General features: G+C 55.1%; 14 protein-coding genes. All 14 read left to right on the forward strand.

The features are described 5' to 3' along the window. The 14 genes from sdhB to tolA all read left to right on the forward strand — a co-directional run bounded on the left by sdhB (position 1) and on the right by tolA (position 14,310). Entirely contained in the window at positions 1-717 is a 717-nt protein-coding gene (gene sdhB, locus PGR09_RS02465) for a succinate dehydrogenase iron-sulfur subunit SdhB (RefSeq protein ID WP_020079339.1), read from the forward strand. Positions 718-1,055: 338 nt separating this feature from the next. After that, a complete protein-coding gene (gene sucA, locus PGR09_RS02470; RefSeq protein ID WP_047049217.1) occupies positions 1,056-3,863 on the forward strand; it encodes a 2-oxoglutarate dehydrogenase E1 component in 2,808 nt (935 codons plus the stop codon). Positions 3,864-3,877: 14 nt separating this feature from the next. Next, positions 3,878-5,098, forward strand: coding sequence for a 2-oxoglutarate dehydrogenase complex dihydrolipoyllysine-residue succinyltransferase (gene odhB, locus PGR09_RS02475; RefSeq protein WP_020079338.1), 1,221 nt, complete (start codon positions 3,878-3,880; stop codon positions 5,096-5,098). Between the two features lie 145 nt (positions 5,099-5,243). Beyond that, positions 5,244-6,410: an ADP-forming succinate--CoA ligase subunit beta gene (gene sucC / locus PGR09_RS02480; RefSeq protein WP_015367670.1), complete on the forward strand. Its 1,167-nt coding sequence runs from the start codon at positions 5,244-5,246 to the stop codon at positions 6,408-6,410. Beyond that, a complete protein-coding gene (gene sucD, locus PGR09_RS02485) occupies positions 6,410-7,279 on the forward strand; it encodes a succinate--CoA ligase subunit alpha (protein WP_015367669.1) in 870 nt (289 codons plus the stop codon). The genes sucC and sucD overlap by 1 nt, the downstream gene beginning before the upstream one ends. 27 nt (positions 7,280-7,306) lie before the next feature. After that, the gene (locus PGR09_RS02490) at positions 7,307-7,468 is read left to right on the forward strand and encodes a hypothetical protein (RefSeq protein ID WP_080758832.1); all 162 of its coding nucleotides are present in this window, start codon (positions 7,307-7,309) and stop codon (positions 7,466-7,468) included. A 603-nt stretch (positions 7,469-8,071) separates the two neighbouring features. Next, a complete protein-coding gene (gene cydA, locus PGR09_RS02495) occupies positions 8,072-9,640 on the forward strand; it encodes a cytochrome ubiquinol oxidase subunit I (RefSeq protein ID WP_047049214.1) in 1,569 nt (522 codons plus the stop codon). A gap of 15 nt (positions 9,641-9,655) precedes the next feature. Next, on the forward strand, positions 9,656-10,795 hold the full coding sequence (cydB, locus tag PGR09_RS02500; protein ID WP_047049210.1) for a cytochrome d ubiquinol oxidase subunit II: 1,140 nt from the start codon (positions 9,656-9,658) through the stop codon (positions 10,793-10,795). 15 nt (positions 10,796-10,810) lie between these two features. Next, on the forward strand, positions 10,811-10,924 hold the full coding sequence (cydX, locus tag PGR09_RS02505; RefSeq protein WP_004100325.1) for a cytochrome bd-I oxidase subunit CydX: 114 nt from the start codon (positions 10,811-10,813) through the stop codon (positions 10,922-10,924). Further along, positions 10,924-11,214 carry a cyd operon protein YbgE gene (gene ybgE / locus PGR09_RS02510; protein ID WP_015367664.1) on the forward strand — a complete coding sequence of 97 codons (291 nt, stop codon included), beginning with the start codon at positions 10,924-10,926 and terminating at the stop codon, positions 11,212-11,214. The genes cydX and ybgE overlap by 1 nt, the downstream gene beginning before the upstream one ends. A gap of 160 nt (positions 11,215-11,374) precedes the next feature. Further along, entirely contained in the window at positions 11,375-11,779 is a 405-nt protein-coding gene (gene ybgC, locus PGR09_RS02515; RefSeq protein ID WP_004859689.1) for a tol-pal system-associated acyl-CoA thioesterase, read from the forward strand. Continuing rightward, positions 11,776-12,468, forward strand: a complete 693-nt coding sequence (tolQ, locus tag PGR09_RS02520) for a Tol-Pal system protein TolQ (protein WP_015704769.1) — start codon at positions 11,776-11,778, stop codon at positions 12,466-12,468. Before ybgC ends, tolQ begins: the two co-directional genes overlap by 4 nt. 3 nt (positions 12,469-12,471) lie before the next feature. Beyond that, positions 12,472-12,900, forward strand: a complete 429-nt coding sequence (gene tolR, locus PGR09_RS02525; RefSeq protein WP_015367661.1) for a colicin uptake protein TolR — start codon at positions 12,472-12,474, stop codon at positions 12,898-12,900. A gap of 90 nt (positions 12,901-12,990) precedes the next feature. Next, positions 12,991-14,310 carry a cell envelope integrity protein TolA gene (gene tolA / locus PGR09_RS02530; RefSeq protein ID WP_348876995.1) on the forward strand — a complete coding sequence of 440 codons (1,320 nt, stop codon included), beginning with the start codon at positions 12,991-12,993 and terminating at the stop codon, positions 14,308-14,310. The last annotated feature ends 27 nt before the right edge of the window (positions 14,311-14,337 follow it).

A 14,337-nucleotide genomic window follows, 5' to 3' on the forward strand; every position in this document is an offset into this window, starting at 1 on the left:
ATGAAACTCGAGTTTTCAATTTATCGCTATAACCCGGATGTTGACGACGCTCCGCATATGCAGGATTACACCCTCGATGCGGAAGAAGGTCGCGACATGATGCTGCTGGATGCGCTTATCCAGCTGAAAGAAAAAGATCCGTCGCTGTCGTTCCGCCGCTCCTGCCGTGAAGGGGTGTGCGGTTCCGATGGTCTGAACATGAACGGTAAAAATGGTCTGGCGTGCATCACGCCGATCTCCGCGCTGAATCAGCCGGGTAAGAAAATTGTTATCCGTCCGCTGCCTGGATTGCCGGTTATCCGCGATTTGGTGGTAGACATGGGGCAATTCTACGCACAATATGAGAAGATCAAGCCTTACTTATTGAATAATGGGCAAAATCCTCCGGCTCGCGAGCATCTGCAGATGCCTGAGCAGCGCGAGAAACTCGATGGTCTGTACGAGTGTATTCTGTGCGCATGTTGTTCGACCTCTTGCCCGTCGTTCTGGTGGAACCCGGACAAGTTCATCGGCCCGGCAGGCCTTCTGGCCGCGTATCGCTTCCTGATCGACAGCCGCGATACCGAAACCAGCGAGCGTCTGGAAGGTCTGAGCGATGCTTTCAGCGTATTCCGCTGTCACAGCATTATGAACTGCGTCAGTGTTTGTCCTAAGGGATTGAACCCAACGCGCGCCATCGGCCATATTAAGTCGATGCTGTTGCAGCGCAGCGCGTAAGCAACACGGTCTGTCCCGGATGGCGCTTGCGCTTATCCGGGCTACCAAAGCAGTAGCCCCGGCAAGCGTTAGCGCCGCCGGGGGACAGATAGCAGGAAATCTTTAAAAACCGCCAAATATGTACCAGTAATGCGTAGGCCTGATAAGCGAAGCGCCATCAGGCAATAGAGATAGCAGGAAACCTCTAAAAACTGCCCCTGATAGTTAGACAGTTTTTAAAGGTTCCTTAGCGGATAGAAACCACAACTCGTCCGCAACAAGTGAACCCCGGCACGTGCACTCGGTGTGCGTGGTAGTTTCTACGGCGAAATAAGCATAAAAATGCTTAAGGGATCACGATGCAGAACGGCGCAATGAAAGCCTGGCTGGACTCTTCTTACCTCTCTGGTTCGAACCAGAGCTGGATAGAACAGCTCTATGAAGACTTCTTAACCGATCCTGACTCTGTTGACGCCAACTGGCGTTCGATGTTCCAGCAGTTACCTGGCACCGGAGTTAAACCGGATCAATTTCATTCGAAAACACGTGATTATTTCCGTCGACTGGCGAAGGATGCCTCACGTTACACTTCTTCGATATCCGACCCTGATACCAATGTGAAGCAGGTTAAAGTCCTGCAGCTCATCAACGCATACCGCTTCCGCGGTCACCAGCAGGCGAATCTCGATCCGCTGGGACTGTGGCAGCAAGAGAGAGTGGCGGATCTCGATCCGGCTTACCACGATCTCACCGAGGCCGATTTCCAGGAAAGCTATAACGTAGGTTCTTTCGCCATCGGAAAAGACACGATGAAGCTGGGCGACCTGATCGCGGCGCTTAAGCAAACCTACTGCGGCTCCATCGGCGCGGAATACATGCACATCACCTCTACTGAAGAAAAACGCTGGATCCAGCAGCGCATTGAGTCAGTAGCAGGCAAAGCGAGCTTCACCGCGGAAGAGAAAAAGCGCTTCCTGAGCGAACTGACCGCCGCGGAAGGCCTGGAGCGCTACCTCGGCGCCAAATTCCCGGGCGCGAAACGCTTCTCGCTGGAAGGCGGCGATGCGTTAATCCCGATGCTCAAAGAGATCATCCGTCACGCCGGTAAGAGCGGCACCCGTGAAGTGGTGCTGGGCATGGCGCACCGTGGTCGTCTGAACGTACTGGTCAACGTGCTGGGTAAAAAACCGCAGGACCTGTTTGACGAATTCGCGGGCAAACATAAAGAACACCTCGGCACCGGCGACGTGAAGTACCACATGGGCTTCTCTTCCGATATGGAAACCGAAGGCGGTCTGGTTCACCTGGCGCTGGCGTTTAACCCGTCGCACCTGGAAATCGTCAGCCCGGTGGTTATCGGCTCCGTACGCGCCCGTCTGGATCGTCTGGACGAGCCGAGCAGCAACAAAGTTCTGCCAATCACCATCCACGGCGACGCCGCGGTAGCCGGCCAGGGCGTAGTTCAGGAAACCCTGAACATGTCCAAAGCGCGTGGTTACGAAGTGGGCGGTACCGTGCGCATCGTTATCAACAACCAGGTTGGCTTCACCACGTCCAACCCGCTGGATGCGCGTTCTACGCCGTACTGCACCGATATCGGTAAGATGGTTCAGGCACCGATTTTCCACGTTAACGCGGATGACCCGGAAGCGGTCGCTTTTGTTACCCGTCTGGCGCTGGATTTCCGTAATACCTTCAAACGCGATGTCTTCATCGACCTGGTGTGCTACCGCCGTCACGGCCACAACGAAGCCGACGAGCCGAGCGCAACCCAGCCGCTGATGTACCAGAAAATCAAAAAGCATCCGACTCCGCGCAAAATCTACGCTGACAAGCTGGAGCAGGACAAAGTCGCGACGCTGGAAGACGCTACCGAACAGGTTAACCTCTACCGCGATGCGCTGGATGCCGGCGATTGCGTGGTAGAAGAGTGGCGTCCGATGAACATGCACTCCTTTACCTGGTCTCCGTACCTCAACCATGAGTGGGATGAGAGCTACCCGGATAAAGTTGAGCCAAAACGCCTGCAAGAGCTGGCCAAACGCATCAGTACGGTGCCGGAAACCGTTGAGATGCAGTCTCGCGTAGCGAAAATCTACGGCGACCGCCAGCTGATGGCCGCCGGTGAGAAGCCGTTCGACTGGGGCGCGGCGGAAAACCTGGCGTACGCCACCCTGGTTGACGAAGGGATTCCGGTACGTCTGTCCGGCGAAGACTCCGGTCGCGGTACCTTCTTCCACCGTCATGCGGTTATCCATAACCAGAGCAACGGCTCTACCTATACGCCGCTGCAGAACGTACACAACGGCCAGGGCCAGTTCCGCGTCTGGGACTCCGTGCTGTCTGAAGAAGCGGTGCTGGCGTTCGAATACGGTTACGCCACCGCGGAACCACGCACCCTGACCATCTGGGAAGCGCAGTTCGGCGACTTCGCCAACGGTGCGCAGGTCGTTATTGACCAGTTCATCAGCTCCGGCGAGCAGAAATGGGGCCGGATGTGCGGCCTGGTGATGCTGCTGCCGCACGGCTATGAAGGGCAGGGCCCGGAGCACTCCTCCGCGCGTCTGGAACGCTATCTGCAGCTGTGCGCTGAGCAGAACATGCAGGTTTGCGTACCGTCCACTCCGGCACAGGTTTACCACATGCTGCGTCGTCAGGCGCTGCGCGGTATGCGCCGTCCGCTGGTGGTGATGTCGCCGAAATCTCTGCTGCGCCACCCGCTGGCGGTTTCCAGCATGGATGAACTGGCGAACGGCACCTTTATGCCGGCTATCGGCGAAATCGACGAGCTCGATCCGCAAGCCGTGAAACGCGTCGTACTGTGCTCTGGTAAGGTTTACTACGACCTGCTGGAACAGCGCCGTAAAAACGAGCAAAAAGATGTCGCCATCGTGCGTATCGAACAGCTCTATCCGTTCCCGCATCAGGCGGTGCAGGAAGCGCTGAAAGCTTATTCGCACGTCCACGATTTTGTCTGGTGCCAGGAAGAGCCGCTCAACCAGGGCGCATGGTACTGCAGCCAGCACCACCTTCGTGAAGTAGTTCCATTTGGGGCCTCTCTGCGTTATGCAGGCCGCCCGGCCTCCGCCTCTCCGGCGGTAGGGTATATGTCCGTTCACCAGAAACAGCAACAAGATCTGGTCAATGACGCGCTGAACGTCGATTAATTAAAGGATACACAATGAGTAGCGTAGATATTCTGGTTCCCGACCTTCCTGAGTCCGTAGCTGACGCAACCGTCGCCACCTGGCACAAAAAACCGGGCGACGCGGTAGTCCGCGACGAAGTTCTGGTCGAAATCGAAACTGACAAAGTGGTACTGGAAGTACCGGCATCAGCGGACGGCATTCTGGATGCAGTACTGGAAGACGAAGGCGCCACCGTGCTGTCTCGTCAGATTCTGGGCCGCCTGCGTGAAGGCAACAGCGCCGGTAAAGCCGCTGATGCGAAAGCTGATACTAAAGAGTCCACCCCGGCTCAGCGTCAGCAAGCGTCTCTGGAAGAGCAAAGCAACGACGCGCTTAGCCCGGCTATCCGTCGTCTGCTGGCTGAACACAGCCTCGACGCGGCGGCGATTAAAGGCACCGGCGTTGGCGGCCGTCTGACCCGCGAAGACGTTGAGAAGCATCTGGCGAGCGCGCCGGCGAAAGCTGAAGCGAAAGCGCCAGCCGCTGCTGCGGCGCCGGTTGCGCAACTGGGCCACCGCTCTGAAAAACGCGTACCGATGACCCGTCTGCGCAAACGCGTTGCCGAGCGTCTGCTGGAAGCGAAAAACTCTACCGCCATGCTGACGACGTTCAACGAAGTCAACATGAAGCCGATTATGGATCTGCGTAAGCAGTACGGCGAAGCGTTCGAAAAACGTCACGGTATCCGTCTGGGCTTCATGTCCTTCTACGTGAAAGCGGTGGTTGAAGCGCTGAAACGCTACCCGGAAGTGAACGCTTCCATCGATGGCGATGACGTGGTTTATCACAACTACTTCGACGTGAGCATGGCAGTTTCTACGCCGCGCGGCCTGGTGACTCCGGTTCTGCGTGACGTTGACCTGCTGGGCATGGCGGATATCGAAAAGAATATTAAAGAGCTGGCAGTGAAAGGCCGTGACGGCAAGCTGACCGTAGATGACCTGACCGGCGGTAACTTCACCATTACCAACGGCGGCGTATTCGGTTCTCTGATGTCCACGCCGATCATCAACCCACCGCAGAGCGCCATCCTGGGTATGCATGCCATTAAAGACCGTCCGATGGCGGTGAATGGCAAGGTAGAAATTCTGCCGATGATGTACCTGGCGCTCTCCTACGACCACCGTCTGATCGATGGACGTGAATCGGTAGGCTTCCTGGTAGCGATTAAAGAGCTGCTGGAAGATCCGACTCGTCTGCTGCTGGACGTGTAGTCAGTAAGAGTATTACCTACCGTAGGCCGGATAAGGCGTTCGCGCCGCCATCCGGCGTTGATGAGATGTCTGATGGCGACGCTTGCGCGTCTTATCAGGCCTACAGGTTTAAAGATAATTATTACCTGAAGGATGGACTGAACACATGAACTTACATGAATATCAGGCAAAACAACTTTTTGCCCGCTATGGCTTACCGGCGCCGGTGGGTTATGCCTGTACTACTCCGCGTGAAGCAGAAGAAGCCGCTTCAAAAATCGGCGCGGGTCCGTGGGTAGTGAAATGTCAGGTTCACGCTGGTGGCCGCGGTAAAGCGGGCGGTGTGAAAGTAGTTAAGAGCAAAGAAGAGATTCGCGCTTTTGCTGAGCATTGGCTGGGCAAACGCCTGGTGACTTACCAAACAGATGCTAACGGCCAGCCGGTAAACCAGATTCTGGTTGAAGCGGCGACCGACATTGATAAAGAGCTGTATCTGGGCGCGGTTGTTGACCGTAGCTCCCGTCGCGTGGTGTTCATGGCGTCTACCGAAGGCGGCGTGGAAATCGAAAAAGTGGCGGAAGAAACCCCGCACCTGATCCACAAGATCGCTATCGATCCGCTGGCGGGCCCGATGCCTTACCAGGGTCGTGAACTGGCGTTCAAACTGGGTCTGGAAGGCAAACAGGTTCAGCAGTTCACCAAGATCTTCATGGGTCTGGCGACCATCTTCCTGGAGCGCGATCTGGCGCTGATCGAAATCAACCCGCTGGTTATCACCAAGCAGGGCGACCTGATCTGCCTCGACGGCAAACTGGGCGCTGACGGCAACGCGCTGTTCCGCCAGCCGGATCTGCGTGAAATGCGCGACCAGTCTCAGGAAGATCCGCGCGAAGCTCAGGCGGCGCAGTGGGAACTGAACTACGTTGCTCTCGACGGCAACATCGGTTGCATGGTTAACGGCGCAGGCCTGGCGATGGGCACCATGGACATCGTTAAGCTGCACGGCGGCGAACCGGCTAACTTCCTCGACGTTGGCGGCGGCGCCACCAAAGAGCGCGTAACCGAAGCGTTCAAAATCATCCTCTCTGACGACAACGTTAAAGCGGTTCTGGTTAACATCTTCGGCGGTATCGTTCGTTGCGACCTGATCGCAGACGGCATCATCGGCGCGGTTGAAGAAGTGGGTGTTAACGTACCGGTTGTTGTACGTCTCGAAGGTAACAACGCCGAACTGGGCGCGAAAAAACTGGCTGACAGCGGCCTGAATATTATTGCAGCGAAAAGTCTGACGGACGCAGCACAGCAGGTTGTTGCCGCAGTGGAGGGGAAATAATGTCAGTTTTAATTAATAAAGACACCAAGGTTATCTGCCAGGGCTTTACCGGTAGCCAGGGTACATTCCACTCTGAACAAGCGATCGCTTACGGCACTCAGATGGTTGGCGGCGTAACGCCAGGTAAAGGCGGCACCACTCACCTGGGCCTGCCGGTATTTAACACCGTCCGTGAAGCCGTAGAAGCCACCGGCGCGACTGCGACCGTCATCTACGTTCCGGCGCCGTTCTGCAAAGACTCCATTCTGGAAGCTATCGACGCGGGCATTAAGCTGATTATCACTATCACTGAAGGTATCCCGACCCTGGATATGCTGACCGTGAAAGTGAAGCTGGACGAAGCTGGCGTTCGCATGATCGGCCCGAACTGCCCGGGCGTTATCACTCCGGGCGAATGCAAAATCGGCATCATGCCGGGTCACATCCACAAGCCGGGTAAAGTGGGCATCGTTTCTCGTTCCGGTACCCTGACCTATGAAGCGGTTAAGCAGACCACCGACTATGGCTTTGGCCAGTCTACCTGCGTCGGTATCGGCGGCGACCCGATCCCGGGCTCCAACTTCATCGATATCCTGAAAATGTTCCAGGAAGACCCGCAGACCGAAGCGATCGTCATGATCGGTGAAATCGGCGGCAGCGCGGAAGAAGAAGCGGCAGCTTACATTAAAGAGCACGTGACTAAGCCGGTTGTCGGCTACATCGCGGGCGTTACCGCGCCGAAAGGCAAGCGTATGGGCCACGCAGGCGCCATCATCGCTGGCGGTAAAGGTACTGCTGATGAGAAATTTGCTGCGCTGGAAGCGGCCGGTGTGAAAACCGTTCGCAGCCTGGCGGATATCGGCGAAGCGCTGAAAGCTATCATCAAGTAAACCCTCACTGCTCTCAGGAGCAGACTAATGTCCGATTTCGACATGGTTGGCCACCGTCAGGTGGCCTTTTTTTTGCCTTGTCGTCAGCCGCAGGCGCTCTCTTACGTTAAAAAACGCTATTCTATTGATTTGATGAATATTATTGGGAATAATCACTCGCCGCTTGTCCGGGGGAGGGGAGGTGGTTAATTTTATGTGAAAATAAACAGGAAAACGCAGACGTTATTTTTTTGCATTTCGATTGGGAAAAATAGTGTGACCGGTCTAACATTATTAGGATCGCATCATTTCTTGCCTTAAATTGGTTAAAGTTAAAATTATATTACCTATAATTCTCATTTCCCCCTTTTTAGTAACCGCTAGCGGCAGACTTTAAACACATTTTTAACATCAATTTCACCGTTATTCTTTATTGCGCCACATAATTAACATAAGAAGAAAAAATTGATTTATATCAATGCTTAATCCTTGGAAAAAATCACCAAAAAACGTTAAATTGTCGCAAATCAAATTGGCCTATTCCGGGCATTTTCGCTATATATTGATCACCGTCGAAAAATGTAAAGCTGGAACAATAAAATCCTATTTATTGTAAGGTTATTGCGGCGTAATATATTAGAGAATCATTTGGTTTTTTCGTTAACGTATTTGTAACCTTTGCGAGGGCACTGTTTCATCGCCAGATGAGCAGTAACGTACCAGGGAGCAAATAATTTTGTATTGGGGCATGCGTATGAACCTGAATTATTGGGTTCGTTCTCGGAGTCTTCATGCGATGAGCAAGGAGTCATGATGTTAGATATAGTCGAACTGTCGCGCTTACAGTTTGCCTTGACCGCGATGTACCACTTCCTTTTTGTGCCGCTAACGCTCGGTATGGCGTTCCTGCTGGCCATCATGGAAACGGTCTACGTCCTTTCCGGCAAACAGATTTATAAAGATATGACCAAGTTCTGGGGCAAGTTGTTTGGTATCAACTTCGCTCTGGGTGTCGCAACCGGTTTGACCATGGAGTTCCAGTTCGGGACTAACTGGTCTTACTACTCTCACTATGTGGGCGATATCTTCGGTGCGCCGCTGGCCATTGAAGGTCTGATGGCCTTCTTCCTCGAATCTACCTTTGTAGGTCTGTTCTTCTTCGGTTGGGATCGTCTGGGTAAAGTTCAGCACATGGCGGTGACCTGGCTGGTCGCTCTGGGGTCTAACCTCTCCGCGCTGTGGATCCTGGTGGCCAACGGCTGGATGCAGAACCCGATCGCATCGGATTTCAACTTTGAAACCATGCGTATGGAGATGGTCAGCTTCTCCGAGCTGGTCCTGAACCCGGTTGCTCAGGTTAAATTCGTCCACACCGTGGCTTCCGGCTATGTGACTGGCGCGATGTTCATCCTTGCCATCAGCTCCTGGTACATGCTTAAAGGCCGTGATTTCGCCTTTGCTAAACGCTCCTTCGCGATTGCTGCAAGCTTTGGTATGGCCGCTATCCTCTCCGTTATCGTCCTCGGCGATGAGTCCGGTTACGAAATGGGTGACGTGCAGAAAACCAAACTGGCGGCGATTGAAGCGGAATGGGAAACCCAGCCGGCGCCGGCTGCCTTTACCCTGTTTGGTATTCCCGACCAGGAAGCGCAAACCAACCACTTCTCCATCCAGATCCCATACGCGCTGGGTATCATCGCTACCCGCTCGGTGGATAAGCCGGTTATCGGCCTGAAAGATCTGATGGCGCAGCATGAAGAGCGTATTCGTAACGGGATGAAAGCCTATGCGCTGCTGGAACAGCTGCGCGCCGGTTCGACTGACCAGGCGGTTCGCGATCAGTTCAATAACGTTAAGAAAGACCTCGGTTATGGTCTGCTGCTCAAGCGCTATACCCCGAACGTCGCTGACGCCACGGAAGAGCAGATCGCCAAAGCGACCAAAGACTCTATTCCGAGCGTAGCGCCGCTGTACTTCGCCTTCCGTATCATGGTGGCGTGCGGCGTACTGATGCTGTTGATTATCGGCGCCTCTTTCTGGACCGTGATTCGCAACCGTATTGGCGAGAAAAAATGGCTGCTGCGCGCCGCGTTCTTCGGCCTGCCGCTGCCGTGGATTGCCGTTGAAGCGGGCTGGTTTGTTGCCGAGTATGGCCGTCAGCCGTGGGCGATTGGTGAAGTGCTGCCAACCGCGGTGGCGAACTCGTCGCTGACCGCGGGCGATCTGATCTTCTCGATGTTGCTGATCTGCGGTCTGTATACGCTGTTCCTGGTGGCTGAACTGTTCCTCATGTTCAAGTTTGCCCGCAAAGGACCGAGCAGCCTGAAAACGGGTCGCTATCACTTTGAACAGTCCTCCGCGGCTATTCAGTCGGCACGCTAAGACAGGAGTCGTCAAATGATCGATTATGAAGTATTGCGTTTAATCTGGTGGCTACTGATCGGCGTTCTGCTGATTGGCTTCGCCGTCGCCGACGGTTTCGACATGGGGGTGGGCATGCTCACCCGTTTCCTCGGTCGTAATGACACCGAGCGTCGAATCATGATCAACTCCATCGCCCCGCACTGGGACGGAAACCAGGTGTGGCTCATCACCGCCGGCGGCGCGCTGTTTGCTGCCTGGCCGATGGTGTACGCCGCCGCGTTCTCCGGCTTCTATGTGGCGATGATTCTGGTGCTGGCATCTTTATTCTTCCGTCCGGTGGGCTTTGACTACCGTTCTAAGATTGAAGATACCCGCTGGCGTAACATGTGGGACTGGGGCATCTTCGTGGGGAGCTTTGTGCCGCCGCTGGTAATCGGCGTGGCTTTCGGCAACCTGCTGCAGGGTGTACCGTTCCATATCGATGAGTATCTGCGTCTGTACTACACCGGCAACTTCTTCCAGCTACTGAACCCGTTTGGTCTGCTGGCCGGTATCGTCAGTGTGGCGATGATCCTGACGCAGGGCGCGACCTACCTGCAGATGCGTACCGTAGGCGAACTGCACCTGCGCACCCGTACCGTCTCCACGGTGGCGGCGCTGGTGACGCTGGTCTGCTTCGCGCTGGCGGGCGTTTGGGTCTACTACGGCATCGACGGCTACGTGGTGAAATCGGTGCTGGATCATACCGGCCCGTCTAACCCGCTGACCAAAGAAGTGGCGCGTGAAGCCGGCGCGTGGATGGTGAACTTTAACAACATGCCAGCGCTGTGGGCCATTCCTGCCCTGGGCGTGGTGCTGCCGCTGCTGACCGTCGCGTCAACAAAAGCAGATAAAGGCGCCATGGCGTTCCTGTTCTCCTCGCTGACGCTGGCCTGCATCATCCTGACCGCGGGTATCGCGATGTTCCCGTTCATCATGCCGTCCAGCACGATGCTGAATGCGAGCCTGACGATGTGGGATGCCACCTCCAGCCAGCTGACGCTGAATGTGATGACCTACGTGGCTATCGTGTTTGTGCCGATTATCCTCGGCTACACCACCTGGTGTTACTGGAAGATGTTTGGCCGCATTACCCGCGAAGACATCGAAAAGAACACCCACTCGCTGTACTAAGGTAAGGAGCTATATATGTGGTACTTCGCATGGATTTTGGGAACGCTGCTTGCCTGTGCCTTTGGGGTGATTACCGCGCTGGCGCTTGAGCACGTGGAAGCAACCAAAGCAGGTAAAGAAGAGCATTGATGAAAATTATCGCGACCCTTTACGCGATGATGGACAAGCGCCCGTTAAGGGCGCTTTCCTTATTAATGGCGCTGCTGCTGGCAGGCTGCATCTTCTGGGATCCGTCGCGCTTTGCGGCGAAGACCAGTGGGCTTGAAATCTGGCATGGTTTCTTGCTGATGTGGGCGGTGTGCGCCGGCGTCATTCACGGTGTGGGCTTCCGTCCGAAAGCCGTGCACTGGCAGGGGATTTTCTGTCCGCTTATCGCTGATATTGTTCTCTTTGCAGGCCTGATCTTTTTCTTCTTTTGAAAGATAAGAGTATAAGAGAAGTCTGTTAACCGCATGGGCTTGCATAAGCCCATAAAAATTTACTCGCCGTTTACTTTCTCCCATTCCAAACCACGATTCCCGCGCGTATAGTAGCGAAGTTTGAAAGCACTACTCTTTTTTTGCATTACCGGGATGTAAAGTGAATACAACGCTGTTTCGATGGCCGGTCCGGGTCTACTACGAAGATACCGATGCCGGTGGTGTGGTTTACCACGCCAGTTACGTCGCTTTTTATGAAAGAGCACGCACAGAGATGCTGCGCCACCATCACTTCAGTCAGCAGGTTCTGTTGGCTGAACGAGTTGCCTTTGTCGTTCGCAAAATGACGCTGGAGTATTTTGCGCCCGCCAGACTCGACGACATGCTCGAAATCCAGACGGAAATTACCTCGATGCGAGGCACCTCTTTGGTTTTCACGCAGCGAATCGTCAACGCCGAGAATACAGTTTTGAACGAAGCTGAAGTTCTCATTGTGTGCGTTGATCCACTCTTAATGAAGCCTCGTGCGCTTCCCAAGTCTATTGTCGCGGAGTTTAAGCAGTGACTGACATGAATATCCTTGATTTGTTCCTGAAGGCGAGCCTTCTGGTTAAACTTATCATGTTGATTTTGATTGGTTTTTCTATCGCTTCCTGGGCTATTATTATTCAGAGAACGCGTATCCTCAATTCCGCCAGCCGCGAAGCCGAAGCGTTTGAAGATAAGTTCTGGTCCGGCATTGAACTGTCTCGCCTGTACCAGGAGAGCCAGGGCCGTCGCGATAGCCTCGCCGGTTCCGAGCAGATTTTTTACAGCGGCTTTAAAGAGTTCGCGCGTCTGCATCGCGCCAACAGCCATGCGCCGGAAGCGATTGTCGAAGGGGCGTCGCGCGCGATGCGTATCTCGATGAACCGCGAACTGGAAACGCTGGAAACGCATATTCCGTTCCTTGGCACCGTGGGTTCCATCAGCCCGTATATCGGCCTGTTCGGTACCGTCTGGGGGATCATGCACGCCTTTATCGCCCTCGGCGCGGTGAAGCAGGCGACGCTGCAGATGGTTGCGCCGGGGATCGCGGAAGCGCTGATCGCCACGGCAATCGGTCTTTTCGCCGCCATCCCGGCGGTTATGGCCTACAACCGTTTGAACCAGCGCGTGAACAAACTTGAACTGAACTACGACAACTTTATGGAAGAGTTCACCGCCATTCTGCACCGTCAGGCGTTTACCAGCAGCGAAAGCAATAAGGGGTAAGCCATGGCCAGAGCACGTGGACGCGGACGTCGCGAACTGAAGTCCGAGATTAACATCGTTCCGCTGCTGGATGTCCTGTTGGTGCTGTTGCTGATCTTCATGGCGACAGCGCCGATCATTACGCAGAGCGTGGAAGTCGATCTGCCGGACGCCACGGAGTCGCAAGCGGTGAAAAGCAACGATGAACCACCGGTTATCGTTGAAGTCTCCGGAGTAGGGCAGTACAGCGTGAAAGTCGGTCAGGAAACGTTGTCCCAACTGCCGCCGGAGCAGGTCATTGCTGAAGCGAAGCGCCGACTCGAAGCGAATGAGAAGACGGTGTTCCTTATCGGCGGCGCGAAAGATGTGCCTTACGATGAAATTATTAAAGCGCTTAACCTGTTGCATAGCGCAGGGGTTAAATCGGTTGGCTTAATGACCAAGCCTATTTAATCGGCCCGCGAAGCGAGCGGCGGTGGATATCGATAGCATTCCGCCGCTGCTTTTAAGCGGCAACAGGCGAACAGTTTTTGGGAACCGATAGTGTCAAAGGCAACCGAACAAAACGATAAGCTTAAACGAGCGATCATAGTTTCAGTGGTGCTGCACATCATTCTGATTGCGCTACTGATCTGGAGTTCGTTCGATGAGCATCTGGATACTTCCGGCGGCGGCGGAGGTTCGTCCATTGATGCGGTGATGGTCGATCCTGGCGCGGTAGTCAACAACTACAACCGCCAGCAGCAACAGCAGTCCAGCGCGCGTCGCGCGGCCGAACAGCGTGAAAAGCAGGCTCAGCAGCAGGCCGAGGAACTGCGGGAAAAACAGGCTGCCGAGCAGGAACGCCTGAAGCAAATGGAACAAGAACGTCTGCAGGCGCAGGAAGCGGCGAAAGAAGCGAAAGAACAGCAGAAACAGGCTGAAGAGGCCGCAGCCAAGGCTGCCGCCGCGGCAAAAGCGAAAGCGGATGCCCAGGCTAAAGAGGCGCAGGAAGCTGCCGCCAAAGCCGCCGCCGATGCCAAAGCGAAGGCCGATGCCCAGGCGAAAGTCGCGGAAGCGGCTGCCGCTAAGGCGGCTGCCAAAGCGGCAGCCGACGCCAAGAAGCAGGCGGAAGCCGAAGCGGCGAAAGCCGCCGCGGATGCGCAGAAGAAAGCCGAAGCGGAAGCGGCGAAAAAAGCTCAGCAGGAAGCAGAGAAGAAGGCGCAGCAGCAGGCCGAGAAGAAAGCTCAGCAGGAAGCGGCGAAACAGGCTGCGGCAGAAAAGGCCGCCGCTGAAAAAGCCGCTGCCCAGAAAGCTGCCGCGGAAAAAGCAGCCGCCGAGAAGGCCGCTGCTGAAAAAGCCGCAGCTGCCGAAAAAGCCGCTGCCGCCAAAGCAGCCGCCGCAGAAAAAGCGGCGGCTGATAAAGCGGCCAAAGCCGCAGCCGCGAAGGCCGCCGCGGCCAAGAAAGCCGCTGCAGCTAAAGAAGCAAGCGGTGTTGACGATCTGCTCGGTGACCTGAGCTCAGGTAAGAATGCGCCGAAAACCGGCGGTGGAGCTAAAGGCAATGGCCAGCCATCGAAAGATAGCGGCGCCTCTGGCGCCAACGGTGGGGCTACGGGCGCTGATATCAGCGCATACGCAAAGCAAATACAAATGGCTATTCAAAGCCGCCTGTATGATGCCAGCCTCTATCAAGGCAAGCGTTGCGTGTTGCATATCAATCTTAGGCCTGACGGTACATTGAAGGATATCACCTCTGAAGGAGGCGACCCAGCGCTGTGTCAGGCGGCATTAACGGCAGCACGTACTGCGAGTATTCCTAAACCGCCAAGTCAGGCTGTTTATGAGAAAATAAAAAATGCCACACTAGACTTTAAACTGTAATCGTTTTTCCCCGTGCAAGCGGGGAAA

This window comes from Klebsiella sp. 141251 (assembly GCF_050600725.1).
Taxonomy (GTDB): Bacteria; Pseudomonadota; Gammaproteobacteria; order Enterobacterales; family Enterobacteriaceae; genus Klebsiella; species Klebsiella aerogenes.